18 protein-coding genes and 2 riboswitches are annotated in these 17108 nt (G+C 53.0%); of the genes, 11 read left to right on the top strand and 7 right to left on the bottom strand.

The window, feature by feature from the left end; all coding sequences use genetic code 11:
• Nucleotides 1-46: 46 nt before the first annotated feature.
• On the top strand, nt 47-502 hold the full coding sequence (locus V5G20_RS16770) for a YlbF family regulator (RefSeq protein WP_003387318.1): 456 nt from the start codon (nt 47-49) through the stop codon (nt 500-502).
• On the opposite strand, the gene V5G20_RS16765 is transcribed toward V5G20_RS16770, so the two are convergent.
• Nucleotides 497-820: a hypothetical protein gene (locus V5G20_RS16765; RefSeq protein ID WP_024984884.1), complete on the bottom strand. Its 324-nt coding sequence runs from the start codon at nt 818-820 to the stop codon at nt 497-499. The two genes, V5G20_RS16770 and V5G20_RS16765, sit on opposite strands and share 6 nt — an antisense overlap.
• A gap of 77 nt (nt 821-897) precedes the next feature.
• Between V5G20_RS16765 and V5G20_RS16760 the strand changes: the two genes are divergently transcribed.
• Both V5G20_RS16760 and V5G20_RS16755 read left to right on the top strand, forming a co-directional pair.
• Nucleotides 898-1254, top strand: a complete 357-nt coding sequence (locus tag V5G20_RS16760; RefSeq protein ID WP_003387315.1) for a YlbG family protein — start codon at nt 898-900, stop codon at nt 1252-1254.
• A 142-nt stretch (nt 1255-1396) separates the two neighbouring features.
• Entirely contained in the window at nt 1397-2161 is a 765-nt protein-coding gene (locus V5G20_RS16755) for a 5-oxoprolinase subunit PxpA (RefSeq protein ID WP_024984885.1), read from the top strand.
• An 82-nt stretch (nt 2162-2243) separates the two neighbouring features.
• Here V5G20_RS16755 and V5G20_RS16750 read toward each other — a convergent pair whose 3' ends face one another.
• From V5G20_RS16750 to modA, 3 genes are read right to left on the bottom strand one after another with little or no spacing between them, the layout of a single operon-like run.
• The gene (locus V5G20_RS16750; protein ID WP_024984886.1) at nt 2244-2873 is read right to left on the bottom strand and encodes an ATP-binding cassette domain-containing protein; all 630 of its coding nucleotides are present in this window, start codon (nt 2871-2873) and stop codon (nt 2244-2246) included.
• A gap of 17 nt (nt 2874-2890) precedes the next feature.
• Nucleotides 2891-3574, bottom strand: coding sequence for a molybdate ABC transporter permease subunit (gene modB, locus V5G20_RS16745; protein WP_338461384.1), 684 nt, complete (start codon nt 3572-3574; stop codon nt 2891-2893).
• Nucleotides 3575-3612: 38 nt separating this feature from the next.
• Entirely contained in the window at nt 3613-4440 is an 828-nt protein-coding gene (gene modA / locus V5G20_RS16740; RefSeq protein WP_243014062.1) for a molybdate ABC transporter substrate-binding protein, read from the bottom strand.
• Between the two features lie 170 nt (nt 4441-4610).
• On the opposite strand from modA, the gene V5G20_RS16735 reads away from it, so the two are divergent.
• From V5G20_RS16735 to V5G20_RS16715, 5 genes are all read left to right on the top strand, one after another.
• A complete protein-coding gene (locus V5G20_RS16735) occupies nt 4611-5579 on the top strand; it encodes a helix-turn-helix transcriptional regulator (protein WP_003387310.1) in 969 nt (322 codons plus the stop codon).
• A 135-nt stretch (nt 5580-5714) separates the two neighbouring features.
• Nucleotides 5715-7580, top strand: coding sequence for a stalk domain-containing protein (locus V5G20_RS16730; RefSeq protein WP_003387309.1), 1866 nt, complete (start codon nt 5715-5717; stop codon nt 7578-7580).
• A gap of 3 nt (nt 7581-7583) precedes the next feature.
• On the top strand, nt 7584-8108 hold the full coding sequence (locus V5G20_RS16725) for a shikimate kinase (protein ID WP_122958429.1): 525 nt from the start codon (nt 7584-7586) through the stop codon (nt 8106-8108).
• 61 nt (nt 8109-8169) lie between these two features.
• Entirely contained in the window at nt 8170-8331 is a 162-nt protein-coding gene (locus V5G20_RS16720; RefSeq protein WP_003387307.1) for a YqzE family protein, read from the top strand.
• Nucleotides 8332-8353: 22 nt separating this feature from the next.
• The gene (locus V5G20_RS16715) at nt 8354-8608 is read left to right on the top strand and encodes a YkuS family protein (RefSeq protein ID WP_003387306.1); all 255 of its coding nucleotides are present in this window, start codon (nt 8354-8356) and stop codon (nt 8606-8608) included.
• Nucleotides 8609-8711: 103 nt separating this feature from the next.
• Here the strand turns inward: V5G20_RS16715 and V5G20_RS16710 are convergent, their stop codons facing one another.
• The 3 genes from V5G20_RS16710 to V5G20_RS16700 all read right to left on the bottom strand — a co-directional run bounded on the left by V5G20_RS16710 (nt 8712) and on the right by V5G20_RS16700 (nt 12603).
• Nucleotides 8712-9572, bottom strand: a complete 861-nt coding sequence (locus tag V5G20_RS16710; RefSeq protein ID WP_003387305.1) for a hypothetical protein — start codon at nt 9570-9572, stop codon at nt 8712-8714.
• 112 nt (nt 9573-9684) lie between these two features.
• Entirely contained in the window at nt 9685-10860 is a 1176-nt protein-coding gene (locus V5G20_RS16705; protein WP_003387303.1) for a YqhG family protein, read from the bottom strand.
• 39 nt (nt 10861-10899) lie between these two features.
• Nucleotides 10900-12603, bottom strand: coding sequence for a DEAD/DEAH box helicase (locus V5G20_RS16700; protein WP_003387302.1), 1704 nt, complete (start codon nt 12601-12603; stop codon nt 10900-10902).
• 222 nt (nt 12604-12825) lie between these two features.
• Nucleotides 12826-12919: riboswitch (glycine riboswitch) on the top strand.
• Nucleotides 12920-13035: riboswitch (glycine riboswitch) on the top strand. It begins immediately after the preceding riboswitch.
• Between the two features lie 75 nt (nt 13036-13110).
• Here V5G20_RS16700 and gcvT point away from each other — a divergent pair.
• The 3 genes from gcvT to gcvPB are packed head-to-tail and all read left to right on the top strand — an operon-like array spanning nt 13111 to nt 17065.
• Nucleotides 13111-14214, top strand: coding sequence for a glycine cleavage system aminomethyltransferase GcvT (gene gcvT, locus V5G20_RS16695; protein ID WP_024984889.1), 1104 nt, complete (start codon nt 13111-13113; stop codon nt 14212-14214).
• A 42-nt stretch (nt 14215-14256) separates the two neighbouring features.
• Nucleotides 14257-15606 (top strand): aminomethyl-transferring glycine dehydrogenase subunit GcvPA, encoded by a 1350-nt coding sequence (gene gcvPA, locus V5G20_RS16690; RefSeq protein ID WP_338461376.1) that lies wholly within the window; start codon nt 14257-14259, stop codon nt 15604-15606.
• Nucleotides 15599-17065 carry an aminomethyl-transferring glycine dehydrogenase subunit GcvPB gene (gene gcvPB, locus V5G20_RS16685; protein WP_031931795.1) on the top strand — a complete coding sequence of 489 codons (1467 nt, stop codon included), beginning with the start codon at nt 15599-15601 and terminating at the stop codon, nt 17063-17065. Before gcvPA ends, gcvPB begins: the two co-directional genes overlap by 8 nt.
• The last annotated feature ends 43 nt before the right edge of the window (nt 17066-17108 follow it).

Genomic DNA, 17108 nt, shown 5'->3' with positions numbered 1-17108 from the left:
GGTACAATAAGAGGCGACTTATGTATAAACAAAGGAGGTCTCGATGATGGAAGCGTTGAAAACAGTGGATATGACTGAGCTCATTATCCATTCGCATGAGCTGTCGACGATGATCAACCAGTCCCGCGAGGTCTCAGAATATATCCTTGCCAAACAGGCCATGGAGGCAGACGAGGAAGCGCAAAGGCTGCTCGCCCTGTTTGAGCGGAAAAAAGACCAGTACGAGGATGTGCAGCGGTTCGGGAAATATCATCCCGATTACGATCAAATATCGAAAGAAATCCGGCAGTTGAAGCGTTCGATCGAAATGCTGGATTCTGTCCAGGCATTCAAACGAGCAGAGGACAGCCTTGACCAGCTTTTGTACGAGGTCAGCCGAACCATCGCGGATTCCGTGTCGAGCTCGATTAAAGTGCCCAGCAATAATCCGTTTCTGGAAGCGAAGAGCAGCGGTTGCGGCGGCGGCGGAAGCTGCGGCTGCAGCATCAAGAAACATTCATGACCATTTAGAGCGCAAGAGGTAGCAATCGTCACACAAATTTCCGCAGCAAAATTTCTTGTCCTCGGGAATGAGAAAACGAAATCGGAAGACCCGCTCCATACCCGCCGTCCGGACATACGTACATTCTGGGTGTATGATTGTCCCGGATGCAATTCGCTCCCCCGCCTCCGTCAAATAATCGCCAAGCTGCGGAGGAGGGAGCGGACTGGTTACATACAAAAAGCGGTTGCCGGCGTATTCGCGAAAGTAGGCATGAAGGACGACACCCTCATCTCGAAGCAAGCAAACAAGTTGAGCATAAAGCTGATCGATAAGCATGTGATGATCTACCTCCGTTTTACATGGAGCCGATACATCCTATTCTACCTTGCAAGGAAAGGAGCACGACGACCGTTATGAGAGAAAGACGTCTGGGAGTTGCGGTATGGGTAAAAAACCCGCGTGCTGCCAAGAATTTACGCAAATTTGGAACCATTCATTACATCTCCAAGCGGTTAAATTACGTCTCGATGTATGTGGATGCCGACCAAATCGACGACATCATCCGCACGATGGAACGGCTTCATTTTGTGACGAAGATCGAGCGTTCCCATCGTCACGAGATTCCGATTGAATACAACAATGCCAAGCCAGACAAGGCGAAGGAATACGATTATAAGCAAGAGAAGCATCAGTTGATGGCCCTGGCCGATACCCTTCTGGGGGAAGACAGTTTGCAGCCGGCAGGAGCCTCGACAGAATCAGTGCACTAAGCTGCCACATTTCGGCAGCTTTTTTGCTTTTGCTGGACCCCCGTACGTGATATGCTAAACAATAGATACAACCCTGTAATGATGCGAATGTTTGCGCTTTCATTGGCATCAAATAGAGAGAAAAGGGAAGGGCGGGTGCGTGATGATACGTTTGGATATTAACTGCGACCTGGCAGAAGGATACGGTCGGGGACGCCAAGCTGAAGATTTGGGGATCATGAAGTGGATAACGTCCGTGAACATTGCATGCGGACTTCATGCCGGAGATCCTCATATTATTGCCAGGACCGTAGAGGCGGCGATTCGGAACGGAGTCAAGATCGGTGCCCATCCAGGCTATCCGGATGTTCAGGGCTTTGGCCGCCGTTCGATGAATCTGTCTGTACGAGAAGTATACGAGCTGGTTCTGTATCAAGTGTCTGCTCTCGACGGAGTCAGCCGCGCGCTTGGCGGGGAGCTTCACCACGTAAAACTTCACGGGGCGCTCTACAACGAAGCGGCGGAAAGCCCGGAGCTGGCCGAGGCGGTGGCTCGTGCTGTTTCTGATATTAATGAAGAACTGATTTTGTACGCCCTGTCGGGAAGTGCTCTGGTCGAAGCTGGTCTGGAATACGGCCTCCAGGTGGCAGAAGAAGTATTTGCTGATCGAGCGTATTTGCCAAATGGACGACTGGCGCCGCGTGAATTGGAAGGCAGTGTGCTGATCAGCAAAGAAGAGCAGATGGAGCAGACCAGGCAACTGGTTCTGAATCAAAAGGTGCAGACGGTCGATGGAACGAGCATCGCATTGGCCGCGGATACGCTGTGTGTGCACTGCGAGAGTCCGGACGTGCTCCAATTTTTGATCGAACTGCATCGTTGGGCCAAACAAAACGATGTGAAGCTGGAAGCGATCACCCCACGCTAACATAAAGAAGCTCAGAATTGGAAAAAGCAAAGCCATGCCTGCTCTGTGCCGTCTTAGGACGGCTGGGGCTGGCATGGCTTTTTTAATCGAGGCTCCAGTGGCCGTCTCTATTGGTCAGGATGAGATCACCCAGCCGTTCCGCTTCGTCCCGGTCGTGGGTCACCAAAAGAAAGGGGATGCGCCACTTTTCGTGAATGCGCAGCAATTCTGCCTGACACTGGCGTCTCGTATCCGCGTCCAGGGCTGATAGCGGCTCATCCAACAACAAAATATCGGGCTTGGTCGCGAGCGCTCTGACCAAGGCCACTCTTTGCTTCTGTCCGCCCGACAATTGATGGGGATATTTTTGCAGGAGATGGTCAATCCCTACCGACTGCAGCAGCTCCTCTACTTGCCCCTGAGCATCCCGCTGCATGCCGTAGCGGATATTTTTTTCCACCGTCATATGCGGAAAGAGGGCGTAATCCTGAAACAGGTAGCCGACATTCCGCTTCTGTACAGGCAGCTTGATGTTGTCTTTGTGATCGAAAAAAAGACGGTCAGCCAGCCGGATCGTTCCATACTCGGGGTGAGCAAGCCCGGCTATGCAATTCAGGATCGTTGTTTTTCCCGAGCCCGACGGTCCGAACAAGACGATAATCTCATCCTTTACCGCAAACCGGGCGGACAACTGAAATTCCGGCAGACTTTTTTGAAAGTCGACTTGCAGCATGTTCCATCCCTCTCTCCTCACTTCGTGTTGGCAAAACGGCGCATGCTTCGGCGGCTCCACCAATTCAGCCAGACGGTTGTCCCCATACCAAGCGCGACGATGACGATCACCCAGAACATGGCCTTGTCCATCTGTCCGGCTTCAACCGCAAAGTAAATCGCTACCGGGATCGTGTCTGTTTTTCCCGGGATGTAGCCGGCCAGCATCAGCGTCGCTCCGAATTCACCCAAGCCTCTGGCAAAAGAAAGGACAAGCCCCGCCAGCAGACCGGGCCAGGCGAGGGGGAAGGAGATGGTCCAAAAGACGCGCCATTCCGAGGAGCCCATCGTCCGTGCTGCATCCTCAAACCGGCGATCAATTCCTGTAAAGGCAGCCTGGGCACTCTGATACATCAACGGAAACGAAACGACAATAGATGCGATCACAGCTCCGGTGAGGGTAAACACAATCTGTATCCCGAACATGTCGTAGAGCAGCTGGCCGAGAAAGCCGTTTTTTCCAAAAGCGAGCAAGAGTCCAAAACCGACAACGGTCGGCGGGAGGACGATCGGCAGCAAAATGAGCGATTCCAGAAAATGTTTTCCCCAGAACTCCTTTTGCGTCAGAAGCCGTGCCATCAACAAACCAACAACAAACACAACAGAAGTGGAGATGGCGGTCACTTTTAGGGAGAGAAGCAAGGGTGTCAGATTGGAATCCACGTACCGTCCATCTCCTTTAGCTGAATCCGCATGATCTATTATTGAAACCCGTATTTCTGCAAAATCTCTTTTCCTTTTTCACTGCTCAGGTAAGCGATGAATGCTTTGGCAAGATCAGCATGCTCCGTAGAGGAAGTGATTGCACCCGGGTAGACAATCGGCTTGTGCCATTCCTCATTTGCTTTGGCCGCAACCTTGACTTTTTCCGAGATGGCGGCGTCGCTGGCATACACGATACCGGCTTCGGCGTTCCCCGACTCGACGAAGGTCAGCACCTGGCGGACGTCGCTTCCGAATACGAGCCGGTCTGCAAGAGGCTCCCAGAGCTTCAGATGCTCCAGCGCTTCCTTTGCATAGCGTCCGGCTGGTACGCTATCCGGCTGTCCGACTGCCAGATGTTTGATCTCGTCCTTGGTCAGGTCCTCGAAGGAGCCCACAGAAAGCGTACTTTCTTTTCCAACCACGAGAACCAACGCATTTTTGGCGAAATCGGTGCGGCTGTCTTTCTGTATCAATTGTTTCTCTTCCAGCTTGTCCATGTCCTTCTTGCTGGCGGAAAGAAAGACATCGGTCGGGGCTCCTTGTTCGATCTGGGTAGCCAGCTTGCCAGAGCTGCCCAGCACGTATGTAAGGGTTACACCGGGATGCTCCTGCTCAAACAGCGGCTTGATCTCGTTTAAGGCGTCCGTCAAGCTAGCGGCTGCAGAGACCATCAACTCGATTTGGAGCGGTTTTTCTGCCGGCTGGGAAGCGGTATCCGGCTGTTGACTTTGCGGCTGAGCGGTCTGTGTCGAACAGCCGGCCGCCATAAGCAAGAGAATAGCAAATAGCAGAGTCGAGAGATATTTCCTAAATTGCGGGTACATAAAAGAACCTCCAATTCATATTTGGTTATAATTAAATATAACTAGTTATAACTAGATTATATGGAATTGAACTGGATAATCAATTGCGAATTTCAAAAAGTTAAAGGAAAATAGAAAGAACGACGATAGGAATAAGAGGGAGTTCGAGCGATGAAATACGGGAGGCAAGCATGACTCACGATAATTCATATACGACAGAAGAAATAGCCAAGCTGCTGCGGATATCCAAATTGACCGTCTATGATTTGATCAAAAAAGGAGAGCTTCCGGCCTACCGGGTAGGCAGACAAATGCGCGTGGACGCGTCTGATCTGGAAGCCTACAAGCAACGGGCCAAAGGGGAATACCGGAGTGTACATCCATACCCGCACCAGTCGGCAAGCACTCCGGCAGGCACGACCTCCCACGTTCCGACTCAGCACGGGCAGGCGACACGTTCTGTCATTATCAGCGGGCAGGACGTCAGTCTGGACATGCTGGCCAATCATTTGGAAAGGAATGGAGACAGCATTAGGCCGCTCCGCTCCTACGTGGGAAGCATCAACAGCTTGTGGGCCATGTACAGAGGAGAGGCGGACATCGTCAGCACCCACCTGTTCGATGGAGACACGGGAGAATACAACATCCCGTATGTACGGAGAATGCTGATCGGTCACAGGTACCTCGTTATCAATTTGCTTTCGCGCTGGGCCGGTTTTTACGTCCAGCCAGGCAACCCGAAAAAGCTGTCTGTCTGGGAGGATTTCCGCCGAGCCGGGGTTCGCATGGTCAATCGGGAGAAGGGCTCGGGGATTCGGACCTTGATCGAAGAACAATTCCGTCTCCACGGCATCGCCGGTCATGAGGTAGCAGGGTATGAACGGGAGGAAGGGAATCATCTTGCTGTTGCCGGGGCTGTCGCAAGGGGAGAAGCGGACATTGGCGTTGGCATTGAAAAAGCCGGGCAGCTCGTCGGGGTCGATTTTTTGCCTGTCATTCAGGAACGATATGATCTGGTCATGCTAAAGACAGATGAAAACAAAGCGCTGATTCGACAGGTGCGTGAAACCCTGCTCTCCGAAGAATTTCAAAATGAATTGGCTGCGATTGGAGGCTATGATCTGGCTTCCACCGGAAAGATTATGTACGAGACTTGGTGAGAAGCGGGCGCGCTAGCTGGAATCGATTGTCTACGATTTCTGCACAGTTCTGCAAATTTCTACTCAGTTGAATTGTTATTTGATACAATAGCAGGATAAAAATAGACGCTTGTCGCTCAAAAGTTGGGGGCTGGCATGAAACCTTTGCATAAAACAAGCTTGTTGATTTGTTTAGCCATATTGATCCCGTTTGCCTCGGCAGCAGTGGTTCTCAATTGGCAGACGATTGCCACCTGGATCTCCGCTCTGGAAAAACCGGAGGTAAGGCCGGAGACCGGTGTAGACCCGTTTTCCTATGATCCTCCGATTCCGTCACTCGTGAAGGATTTGAAGCCTCATTACCGGATACGAGCCGAGCTTCATACATCGGAAGCGAAAATCAAGGGGACCGTTACTCTTGATTTTGACAACCCGGGAACGAAGGATCTCCGATTATTCATCTACGATTATAAGTGGAGCCCGATGTCGATAACCTCGATTCGATACAAGGACAAGTCCTTGCCATTTAACAGGCGCCAGGCGGTTGTCCAATTCGCAAATCCGCTGGGGCAGGAGAAGAGAGGCACGCTCACCATCCAGTTTGAAAACTCTGTTCCGCGCCGCGGTACAAGATTTGGGGTAAAGGACGACATTTGGACGCTGACCACCTGGTATCCGATGCTGGGTGCTCAGAATCAAAGCGGGCAGTGGTACGAGCCTCCGCAGCGTATCGACTTCGGAGATCCGTTTGTCTATCATTACGGCGATTACGACATTTCATTCATATCTCCGCAAGGCTACAAGTGGGTAAGCACGGTCGGGATCGGCGAATCCAAGCCGCTGGAAGGAAACAGGCAGGAAGTGCATTACAACGGGAAAAAGCTGCTTAACTTTGCCTTGGTAGGCAGCCCGCTGTACCAGATCGAGACAGTCACGTTTGCGCCGAATCTCACCGTCGATATTGCCTCGATCGACAAACGCAACATCGCTCGGATCAAGAATATCGCGGAAACGGTCATTCCGACCTATACGGAATGGTACGGTCCGCTGCCGTACCAGCGCGTCTCGATCGCCGAGACGAGTACGGGAACGACCTACGCCATGGAATACGCCAACATGGCAATCTTTAAAAGGGACCTGCAAAGAAACAGCTTGATCGAGCACTGGCTGCCCCATGAGATTGCCCATCTCTGGTGGTACAACAGTGTAGCAACATTGGAGGCCCGCTACGGCTGGCTTGACGAAGGACTCGTCGAACGCAGTGTTGTCCACTATCAGCAGGCGCGGTACGGCGATTCGCAAGCGGAATCCTTGCTTGCTGATTACAGAAAAGACGTCGAGAGGCTCTCTCAGCGCTTTCCATACGGCAAGCTGGGGAAAGAGCTTCATCAATTTACGACTCAGGACGAATTTCATTGGACCTGGTATTCCAGAGGAGCGCTCCTGTATGAAAACCTTCGTCAGCAAGTGGGGGATGACGCGTACAAACGCTTCTTGCAGCGGGTACAGCGCTCCTATCACGGCAGCGTGATCGGTCCTGAGCATCTGGATCAGGCTTTGGGACAGGTTCTGCAAGGGGAAGCCCGCTATTTCGTTCCCAATATTGAAAAGCACAACAACGAGCCGTTTGCGCCCGTAACCTTGGTTCCTTATGTGACCACGGTCGTAAATGGCGTGAGCTTCTACCCGCAGGTCCCTTCGCGCATAACGGACCAAACTGCGTACTTGCCGCTCCGCGATGTTGCCGAAGAGCTCGGTTACAAAGTCAACTGGTCGGAGGAAAAGGCAGCGATTGAAGTAAAGGGGTACGGACGAACCATCTGGATCAAGGAAAAAAGTACATACGCCGAGCTGGACGGAAGAAAAGTGGAGTTCGGGAAACGGATGATCGAAATCGAAGGACGAACATTGGCGCCGCTTGCCTTTTTTGATCAGGTACTGGGCAGCGAAGCCGAATTGGACGAAAAGTCCAGGACGGTAAAATTGCGGTTTCCATCCGGAAAAACAGGTGGAGGGAGGTAGGCCATGCGAAACAATCTGATTCTTGTCGGTTTTATGGGGACGGGCAAGACGACTGTAGGAGCCGCTCTGTCGGAGGAGCTGGGCATGATTCATCGGGATCTGGACGAGGCGATTGTAGAGCGCGCGGGTTGTACGATTCCGCAGCTCTTTGAACAAAAGGGAGAGGCATTTTTTCGCGACATGGAGGCGGCTGTGCTCGCCGATCTCCTGAAGCAGCATGGTTTGGTGCTGACGACCGGAGGAGGGGCCGTTCTGCGGGCGGAAAATGTGCAGCGAATGCTCGAGGGAGGGCTGGTCGTCGCCCTGTCCGCGACAGAAGAAGAGCTGGTGCGGAGACTGGAGCGGGATCAAAACCGACCGCTTTTGGCCGGGGGAGTAGCACAGCGGGTAAAAGCATTGCTTGAGCAGCGCAAGGACTCATACACATTCGCACCGGTTCAGATCGATACGACTGGAAAAGAGGTAGCTGAGATTGTAGCTGAAATCCGCCTGGCGATGGTTGAAAAGGGTCTCATCGGGAAAGACTAGGGAAAGGAAGCGCTCTTCTGTTAGTACGGGGCGATCCGCGCGTACGAAGGAGGCACGTGCGATGTCGTTTCAAGAATACCTGAAATTTTTGACCCGCCTGTTTGTCCAGTACGTGGAAACGCCGAAAACGGAGCGGAAGATGAAAAAGGCTCCGCGCGAGTCTTGGTCTGCCCGCTGGTTTGGGGCGATTCCGATGTCCATCAAGCTTCTGTGGCGCAAGTAACCATCCAAACGGAGGTAGCAAAATGGCGAGAGTTGCTGTGGAAGGTTCCCTTACCCAAATTTCCAAGATGCTTCGTGACAATGGGTATCAGGTCGTCGAACTGGGTAACTGGCAAAATACAGTGGATGCCGTCGTCATTACAGGTCAGGATGTCAATGTGCTGAATGACCAGAGCAAGACGATTACTGGCGCCCCTGTGATCAATGCGTCGGGCATGACCCCGCAGGAAGTATTTCATGCGGTACACGTCAGATTGTCTCCTACCGAACATCACTGATGATCGGGGCGGGTCTGCGATTTTTCCAAACAGGCCTCCTCGGGAAAAATGTTGAAAGCTCTCTGCGAATGATTCGACAGAGAGCTTTTTCGTTTGCAGACATTTACTTTTGAATATGAAATTTTCCCACCTTGCTCGCATAGGCGTATGGGAGAAAACGCAATCCCTCGTCCCAGACGCCGATGTACGGTTTTTGCCCATTCCACACATGCAAAGACCCGACAGAGAAAGGGGAGAGCACCTCGGAGTGGTACAAGCTGACTGCCAACGTAATGTCCTTCGCGTTCTTTTGCCACAAATCTTCCCATGTTACGGTCTTGCCGGGAGTGGGAGCATAGACAAGGGGAGTAAACCAGCTGATATTGTCAAACGGATTCACTGCTTCAGCGTGAATGACACGGGTAGCCACGAGTTTCTGTCCAGGAGCAGCCAAATCCTGCTCCTGCAAGCTTTGAATGACGGATTCCTCAGTACGAGTCGTGCTTAGATACCGCTCACCCGTCTTGGCATCGACAACTTGCTTTTCTTTTGGCAGCGAGACCAGCCAGTGCGAGGCAAAGCCGTCGTACACCGGCTCGGCGGCAACTTCACGCGGGGCAAATGTATCGTCGAATAAAATGTACTCGCCTAGCCCGTACTCGAGCAGGACGAACGTTGGATTGCCTTCCGTCGAAGGAACTTCTCCCACGACCATGTACCCCACCTGCTTGCTGCCTTGCGTCAAGCTGACCAGCCACTGATGTTGATTGGCACCGAGCGTTTGGACGTCGATGCGGGCATTCCTCCAGTCGGCAAACTGGGGATCTTGTCCGACTATGCTATTTTTCCATTCTCCGATTTGTGTTTGAAAACGTTGATCCCATTGCCCTTCTTCCGCCAAGACGGTTGTCTGTCCGGGCAAGCAAAGGGCCAGTGCGACAAGCAATGCGCACAGAGAGCGGGAAACGGAGGTTTTTCCAGTCACAGTCAAGCACCACCTTTGTGGAAAGGCTTTCTATGGTACCTATTGTAACCAGAATGGGAGAAAAGATTTGTTGGTTATTGTCTCTTGCCGTTCGTATTTTCTCGCTGTCCTTTTACATTTTTCGCCCGTTGCCGTGCGGAGGGGCTGAGGGCGGAGCGGATTGCAGATAAAAAAGGCCGCCATTGATGAACTGAACCGATATTCTCGGCTCGTATTGCCAGCGCATCTCTTCCATGCGACGCCGCTTTTCCTCCTCGGGTGTACTGGCCACCCATTCGGTCTGGTCGATCTTCTCGCGGGGCGTCTCTTGAAAGCTGTTGGCCCGCAAAAAGTCGAGAATTCTTCCGCCTGCCGAGCGATGCTCCTCCAATGACGGACTGACCGCTTGAATCGCAGTCGTTTGGCGTTCGGTTTCCTGTTCCAGGAGAAGGTTCAGGGAGCCATTTGGCTCGGCTGCAGCACTCTCAACATTATCTGCTGCGCTGCTTGCTGAACCTGTTGATTTCCCGGAGTGCCCGTCTTGCAGCTCGTCCCCGCCCTTATCAGCTTCGTTGGCAGCCTCATTCCCATCATCAGCCGTTCGGCGTTGCCTCTCCTCCAGCTCCCGGTAATACGCCTCCAGGATTTGCAGCTCTTCTTCCAGTCGCTGTTTCGCTGCTGCCGCCCATGTCTGGTCTTCCTGAGCCAGAATGCGGCGGATCTCTGCTTCCATCATCGCAAACGCCTGGCTGATCGTAATGCGGCGGTCAAGCGTATAGTGATAATCCGGGATGGAGGGGGCAAGTTGACGCTGCAGCAGGAACGGATAAAAGTCCCGTACGATGTGCGGCTGGTGTAAATTCACCCCGAAATGCAGGATGAGATCACGCTTTTTGTCGCAAATAAATGAGACCTTCCAATTCACCCCAAGCCAGGGGACCAGCGGCACCGATTGGCGGGAAGAGGCTTGAGCGCGGGTTTGCGGCAGCGTTTCGTACATGCAGACAAAGCTGCCGTGTTTGCGCGTCGACTGAAAAATCTGCTGCAGACGAGCTGCGCCCAAATGCAAATGCTCCGCCCGCCTGTCGTCCGGCATGCGGTCTGGATCGAAGCAAAAAGTCAGCACCAGCGGCTGGTAGGGCAGGTTCATCTTTTCGACCCAGCTCCAGTAGAAAGGGCGGTTTCCGATATCCTTGTCTACCTCGACCGGCAGTTTGACAGTCAGAAAATCTGGATGTGTCTCCATGATGTGTGAAGAAAAGGCGGACAAGTACTGCTCCACATACTTGCGGACTCGCTGCTGGTTCATCGTTCTATCCCTCCCGAGACTGCAGGTTGCAAGATGAGCTTACTGTTCGGCTGTTTCCGGCAGCGGCTCCTTGGTTTTCCTGGCCAACCGCATGGCACGGATGGCTTGGCCCATGTTGTCCAGCTTGAGAGCCATCTCTTTCTCCGACGAAGAGTCCATGATGATGCTGATCAGATTTTCCTCCAGGGATTGCTTGAGGTTCAGCCGTTCGACGATGTCATCGAGCTCGCCGATCACCATTTCAAACAGGTCGATTTTTTCATAGAGGAGCTGGAGGATATGCTCTTCGATGGTGCCTACTGTAGACAAATTGTAGATGTGTACGTCCCGCTGCTGGCCCAAGCGATGGACCCGGCCGATCCGCTGCTCGACCCGCATCGGATTCCAGGGCATGTCATAATTGATGACCTGATTGCAGAACTGCAGGTTGATCCCCTCGCCGCCGGCTTCCGTGGCGATCAATACCTGTGCGCGATTTTGAAACAGCTCGGTCATCCAGTCCTTTTTGCTCCGTTTGAATCCTCCGCGAAACGGAACAGAGGTGATGCCGTGATCGTGCAAGTATTTTTGCAAGTAGTTTTGCGTGGCCCGGTACTCGGTAAAGATGATGACCTTGTCGTTGATTTGCTGAATGAGCTCGACTGCCTTGGCAGCTTTGGAATGTGACTCGATTTTCTTGATCATCTCGACGAGCTCCATGATTTCCGCGCGGACAGGGGAGTCTTCTGCTGCCCGTTGATGCATGTTGTAGAGCGTGAGAAAGGCGGCTTCCCGGCTGGAGCAAACCTCGCGCTGCAGCGTGATCAACGCAAGCGAGTTATAGCCGCCCGATCCGGTGTGATACTGTTCTTTGACGAAGCGCGTTACGCCCTGATACAACGCGGCTTCCTCGGGGGAAAGCTCGATCGGAATGGACTGGACGCGTCTGCTGGTGAAATGCACGCCTCCGTCGCTGCGTCTGTTCCGGATCATCACTTTGTCCAGTTCGGTCTTGAGCTGCTCATTGTTTTTTGCCTGCCGCTTGCCTTCCACATAGGTTGTGGAGAAGCTGGACGTGTGTCCGAGATGGCCGGGCTTTAAGAGGTTGATCAGATTGTAGAGCTCATCCATCTCGTTCTGGATCGGAGTAGCGGTCAGCAGCAGGCAGTATTTTTTGCGAATCTCCTTGACGAACTGGTAGTTGCGCGTTTTTTTGTTTTTCAGCTTATGGGCTTCGTCAATGATCAGCATGTCGTAATCGATGTCCAGGACGTGACGGCGGTGGGGATCGCGTTTGGCTGTATCGATCGAGGCAACCACGACGTCGTATTGCCGCCACATATACTCCTTCTTTTGGGCGACAGCGGGTATGCCGAATTTTTGATTCAATTCTTTCGTCCACTGGATTACGAGCGATGCCGGCACGAGGATAAGTATTTTTTTCGCCAGCCCGCGGATCATGTACTCTTTCATGATCAGCCCGGCTTCGATTGTTTTGCCCAGGCCCACCTCGTCAGCGAGAATGGCCCTGCCGCGCATTTCGTTCAAAACGCGCTCCGCCGTCTGCAGCTGATGAGGAAACGGTTGGAGCGTAGGCAGGTATTGCAAGCACTGAAGCTGGTCAAACTCGCGGATAGCCATCGCCTCTTCGGCTTCCAAAGTAAGCTGGAACAGCTCCCATTTGTCCCAGGGGCCGTCCTGCTTCATTCGTTCATTTAGCAAATCCATCCAATCGGTATCGAAGGAAACGGGAACGTTCGGCATATGACTACCTCCGCTTTGGGGTTTTGTCATGAAAATGCTATATCGTAAATCAAAGGTGAACGTTATTCTTTTTGATCAAAAAATTTGTTAGTGATTTTCCAAGTTAATTCGCAATTTGCATATTTTCAAGAATGCGCTCACGTGGTAGGATAAAGAAGGAGTTCATTCAACTAGTATGGAATGTATTTGGAACATTTATGTATCACCCAGTATCCACCGCGAATGAAAGTAGCAGGGAGAGACTGCTTGTAAGGCAGCGCCGAAGGAGCAAGCCGGGTATGGTGAATCTCTCAGGCAAAAGTACCTCTACTGGACGCATCTCTGGAGAGAGCTTCTTCGGGAGCCACCAAAGGGGAAACTTGCAAGCGATGCCAAAGGAACGGCTCGCATCAAGCGAGGCAACTCTCAGGTACCAAGGACAGAGGAGGAGAAATGGGCGCCTTATTTGGCGTATTCATTTCTCTTGTTCTGTCCTTTTTTGCATGAAAAAAACAGGAGGTGCCCGAAATGACGACACTGAAACGCACGCCGCTGTTCCCTGTCTATGAAAAATACGGGGCCAAAACGATTGATTTCGGCGGATGGGATTTGCCCGTGCAATTTTCCAGTATCACGCAGGAGCATGAAGCAGTGCGGACGAAAGCAGGCTTGTTTGACGTCTCTCATATGGGAGAGGTTGAGGTAAAAGGGGAGGGAGCCTATCTCTACCTGCAACGCCTTACAACCAACGATCTTTCCAAGCTGGAAGCAGGGCAAGCGCAATACAGCGTGTTCTGCTATCCGGACGGGGGCACGGTGGACGACCTTCTTGTCTACAAATACGCCGACGATCACTACCTCTTGGTGATTAACGCGGGAAATATCGACAAGGACTACGCATGGATGCAGGAGCATCTGAGCGAGGGTGTACAGATCGAGAATATCTCACCGCAAACAGCACAGCTGGCGATCCAGGGGCCGCTTGCCGAATCGATCCTGCAAAAGCTGACCGACACGAACCTGACGGAAATCGGTGTTTTCCGTTTCAAGCGGAATGTCGTGATCGACGGCATTGCGACTCTCGTTTCGCGCACCGGCTATACCGGAGAAGACGGATTTGAGATCTACCTGGACAGCGACAAAGCGATTCAGCTATGGGACCGCCTCCTCGAGGTCGGCAAGCCGGAAGGGCTGGTACCATGCGGCCTCGGCGCCAGGGACACGCTTCGTTTTGAAGCGAAGCTGCCGCTCTACGGTCAAGAGCTCGGCAAAGACATCTCGCCGATCGAAGCGGGTATCGGCTTTGCAGTAAAGGTAGACAAAGAAGTGCCGTTCATCGGACAGGAAGCCCTCAAGGCGCAAAAGGAAAACGGCGCTCCCCGCAAGCTCGTTGGGATTGAAATGATCGACCGCGGCATCCCGCGTACGCATTACCCTGTTTTTGTCGGGGAAGAGCAGATCGGCGAGGTTACGACGGGCACTCAGTCTCCGACGTTGAAAAAGAATGTGGGACTCGCGCTGATCAAATCCGAGTATGCAGCTGTAGGCACCGAACTGGAAGTAGAAATTCGCGGCAAGCGGCTGAAGGCTGTCGTGGCAGCCACACCGTTCTACAAACGTCCCAAAAAGTAAACCAACCAATCCAAGATCCGATAAACAAGGAGGACAACGTTCGTGAAATACCGTTACCTGCCTCAAACCGATCAGGATAAACGCGAGATGTTGGACACCCTGGGCATTTCCCGGGTGGAAGAGCTGTTCGCGGATATTCCGGAAGAAGTTCGTTTCAAAGGTTCCCTGCAAATTCCCGAGGCTCTGTCCGAACCGGAGCTGGTCAAATATTTTTCCGGTCTTGCTAATAAAAACGCCAACTTCAGTACGCATGCAAACTTCCTGGGAGCGGGTGTGTACCAGCATCATATCCCGAGTGTCGTCAACCACATGCTGCTGCGGGGCGAATTTTTTACCGCATACACCCCGTATCAGCCGGAAATCAGCCAAGGGGAGCTGCAGGCTATTTTTGAGTTTCAGACGATGGTATGCGAAATGACGGGCATGGAAGTGGCCAACTCCTCGATGTACGACGGCGCTACTTCTTTGGCAGAGGCAGCAATGATGGCGGCAGGCCACACGAACAAGAGCAAGGTCGTGGTTTCCCGTTCCGTCCATCCGGAAGCGCGGAGCGTGCTGAAAACATACGCGTACGGCCAAGGCGTAGAGGTCGTGGAAGCAGACCTGAAGGACAATGGAACCGACACGGCAGCACTGGACGCGCTTGTTGACGACCAGACGGCAGCTGTCATCGTTCAATACCCGAACTTTTTCGGTCAAGTAGAAGACCTGTCCTCCATTGAGCCGATTGCACATGGAAAAGGAGCGCTTCTGATCGTTTCCTCCAATCCGCTCTCGCTCGGCGTGCTGGAAGCGCCGGGACGTTTGGGCGCAGACATCGTTGTTGGCGATATGCAGCCATTCGGAATTTTCGCTTCATTCGGTGGACCGCACTGCGGGTATTTGGCCACCACCTCCAAGCTGATGCGCAAAATGCCCGGCCGGATCGTCGGACAGACGAAAGACGAAAACGGCAAGCGCGGATTCGTTTTGACCCTGCAAGCGCGCGAGCAGCACATTCGCCGCGAAAAAGCGACATCCAACATCTGTTCCAACCAGGCTCTCCTGGCTCTCGCGGCCTCTATCGCGATGAGCGCGTACGGAAAGCAGGGCGTACAGGAAATCGCCATGCTCAACCTGCAGAAAGCTCATTACGCCAAGCAAGCATTGGCAGCAAAAGGACTTGAGATCGTAGGCAGCGCACCTACCTTCAATGAATTTGTAGTGAAATTGAATAAACCGGTAGCGGAAGTAAACAAGAAGCTGCTGAAAAAAGGGATTATCGGCGGCTACGACCTTGGAATCGATTATCCCGAGCTTTCCGCCCATATGCTGCTTGCCGTAACGGAACTCCGAACAAAAGCAGAAATCGACGATCTCGCGCAGGAATTGGAGGCGATCACCCGTGCATAACGACAAAGAAAAAGCGTTGATCTTTGAATTGAGCAAGCCTGGTCGCGTAGGGTACAATCTCCCGGCGCTTGATGTGCCGGAGGTAGAGGTAACCGATTTGCTGCCGAAGCACTTGATTCGCGAAACCCCAGCAGAACTGCCGGAAGTGTCCGAACTGCAGCTAGTTCGTCACTACACGGAGCTGTCCCGCAGAAATCACGGGATTGACAACGGCTTTTATCCGCTCGGCTCCTGCACCATGAAATACAATCCGAAAATCAATGAAGACGTTGCCCGTTACGCGGGCTTTGCCCAAACCCATCCGTACCAGCCGGAAGAATCTGTGCAAGGCGCGCTGGAACTGATGTATAACCTGCAAAACGAGCTGGCGGAGATCACGGGCATGGATGCCGTCACTTTGCAGCCGGCAGCAGGGGCAGCAGGCGAATGGACGGGACTATTGATGATCCGCGCTTACCATGAAAGCCGCGGCGAAAAAGGGCGGACCAAGGTAATCGTACCGAACTCCGCACACGGAACGAATCCGGCTTCCGCTGCTGTAGCGGGCTTGGAGACAGTTACGATTCCGTCCGACGACCGCGGGCTGGTAGACATCGAAGCTTTGCGCCAGGCAGTAGGACCGGACACGGCGGCATTGATGCTGACCAATCCGAACACGCTTGGATTGTTTGAAGAGGACATCGTCGAGATGGCAAAGATTGTACACGAAGCTGGCGGCCTTCTCTACTACGACGGCGCCAACGCCAACGCCATCCTGGGCATCGCTCGTCCCGGCGACATGGGCTTTGACGTCGTTCACCTCAATTTGCACAAGACCTTTACCGGCCCTCATGGCGGCGGCGGTCCCGGTGCCGGCCCTGTCGGTGTGAAAAAGATTCTGGAACCGTTCATGCCAGCTCCAATCGTAGGCAAAAAGGCAGATGGCACTTTCTTCTGGGACAACGACCGTCCGCAATCGATCGGCCGCGTAAAAGGGTACCATGGCAACTTCGGCATTCTCGTTCGCGCGTATGCCTATATTCGCTCCATGGGACCAGAAGGTCTGTTGCAGGTTTCGCAAAATGCGGTGCTGAACGCAAACTACATGATGCGCAAGCTTGCAGAAGCCTACGAGCTTCCCTATGACCGTGTTTGCAAGCATGAGTTTGTCCTGTCCGGCGTTCGCCAGAAGAAGCTGGGCGTGCGGACGCTGGATATTGCAAAACGCTTGCTTGATTTCGGGTTCCATCCGCCGACTGTCTACTTCCCGCTGATCGTAGACGAGTGCCTGATGATCGAACCGACAGAGACTGAATCCAAAGAAACACTCGATGAGTTTATTGACGTAATGCTGCAGATCGCTCGCGAGTGCGAAGAAACACCGGAACTCGTGCAGGAGGCTCCTCATACGACAATCGTGAAGCGTCTGGATGAAGCCACTGCTGCACGCAAGCCGGTACTCCGCTACCAGCCGGAATAAGAACGCAGACGAGGCTGCCGAATGTTTCGGCGGCCTTTTTGCA

This window comes from Brevibacillus borstelensis, assembly GCF_036700025.1.
Classification (GTDB): domain Bacteria; phylum Bacillota; class Bacilli; order Brevibacillales; family Brevibacillaceae; genus Brevibacillus; species Brevibacillus borstelensis.
The sequence above is the reverse complement of the archived record's forward strand: the minus strand, read 5'-3'. Positions and strand labels throughout refer to the sequence as shown.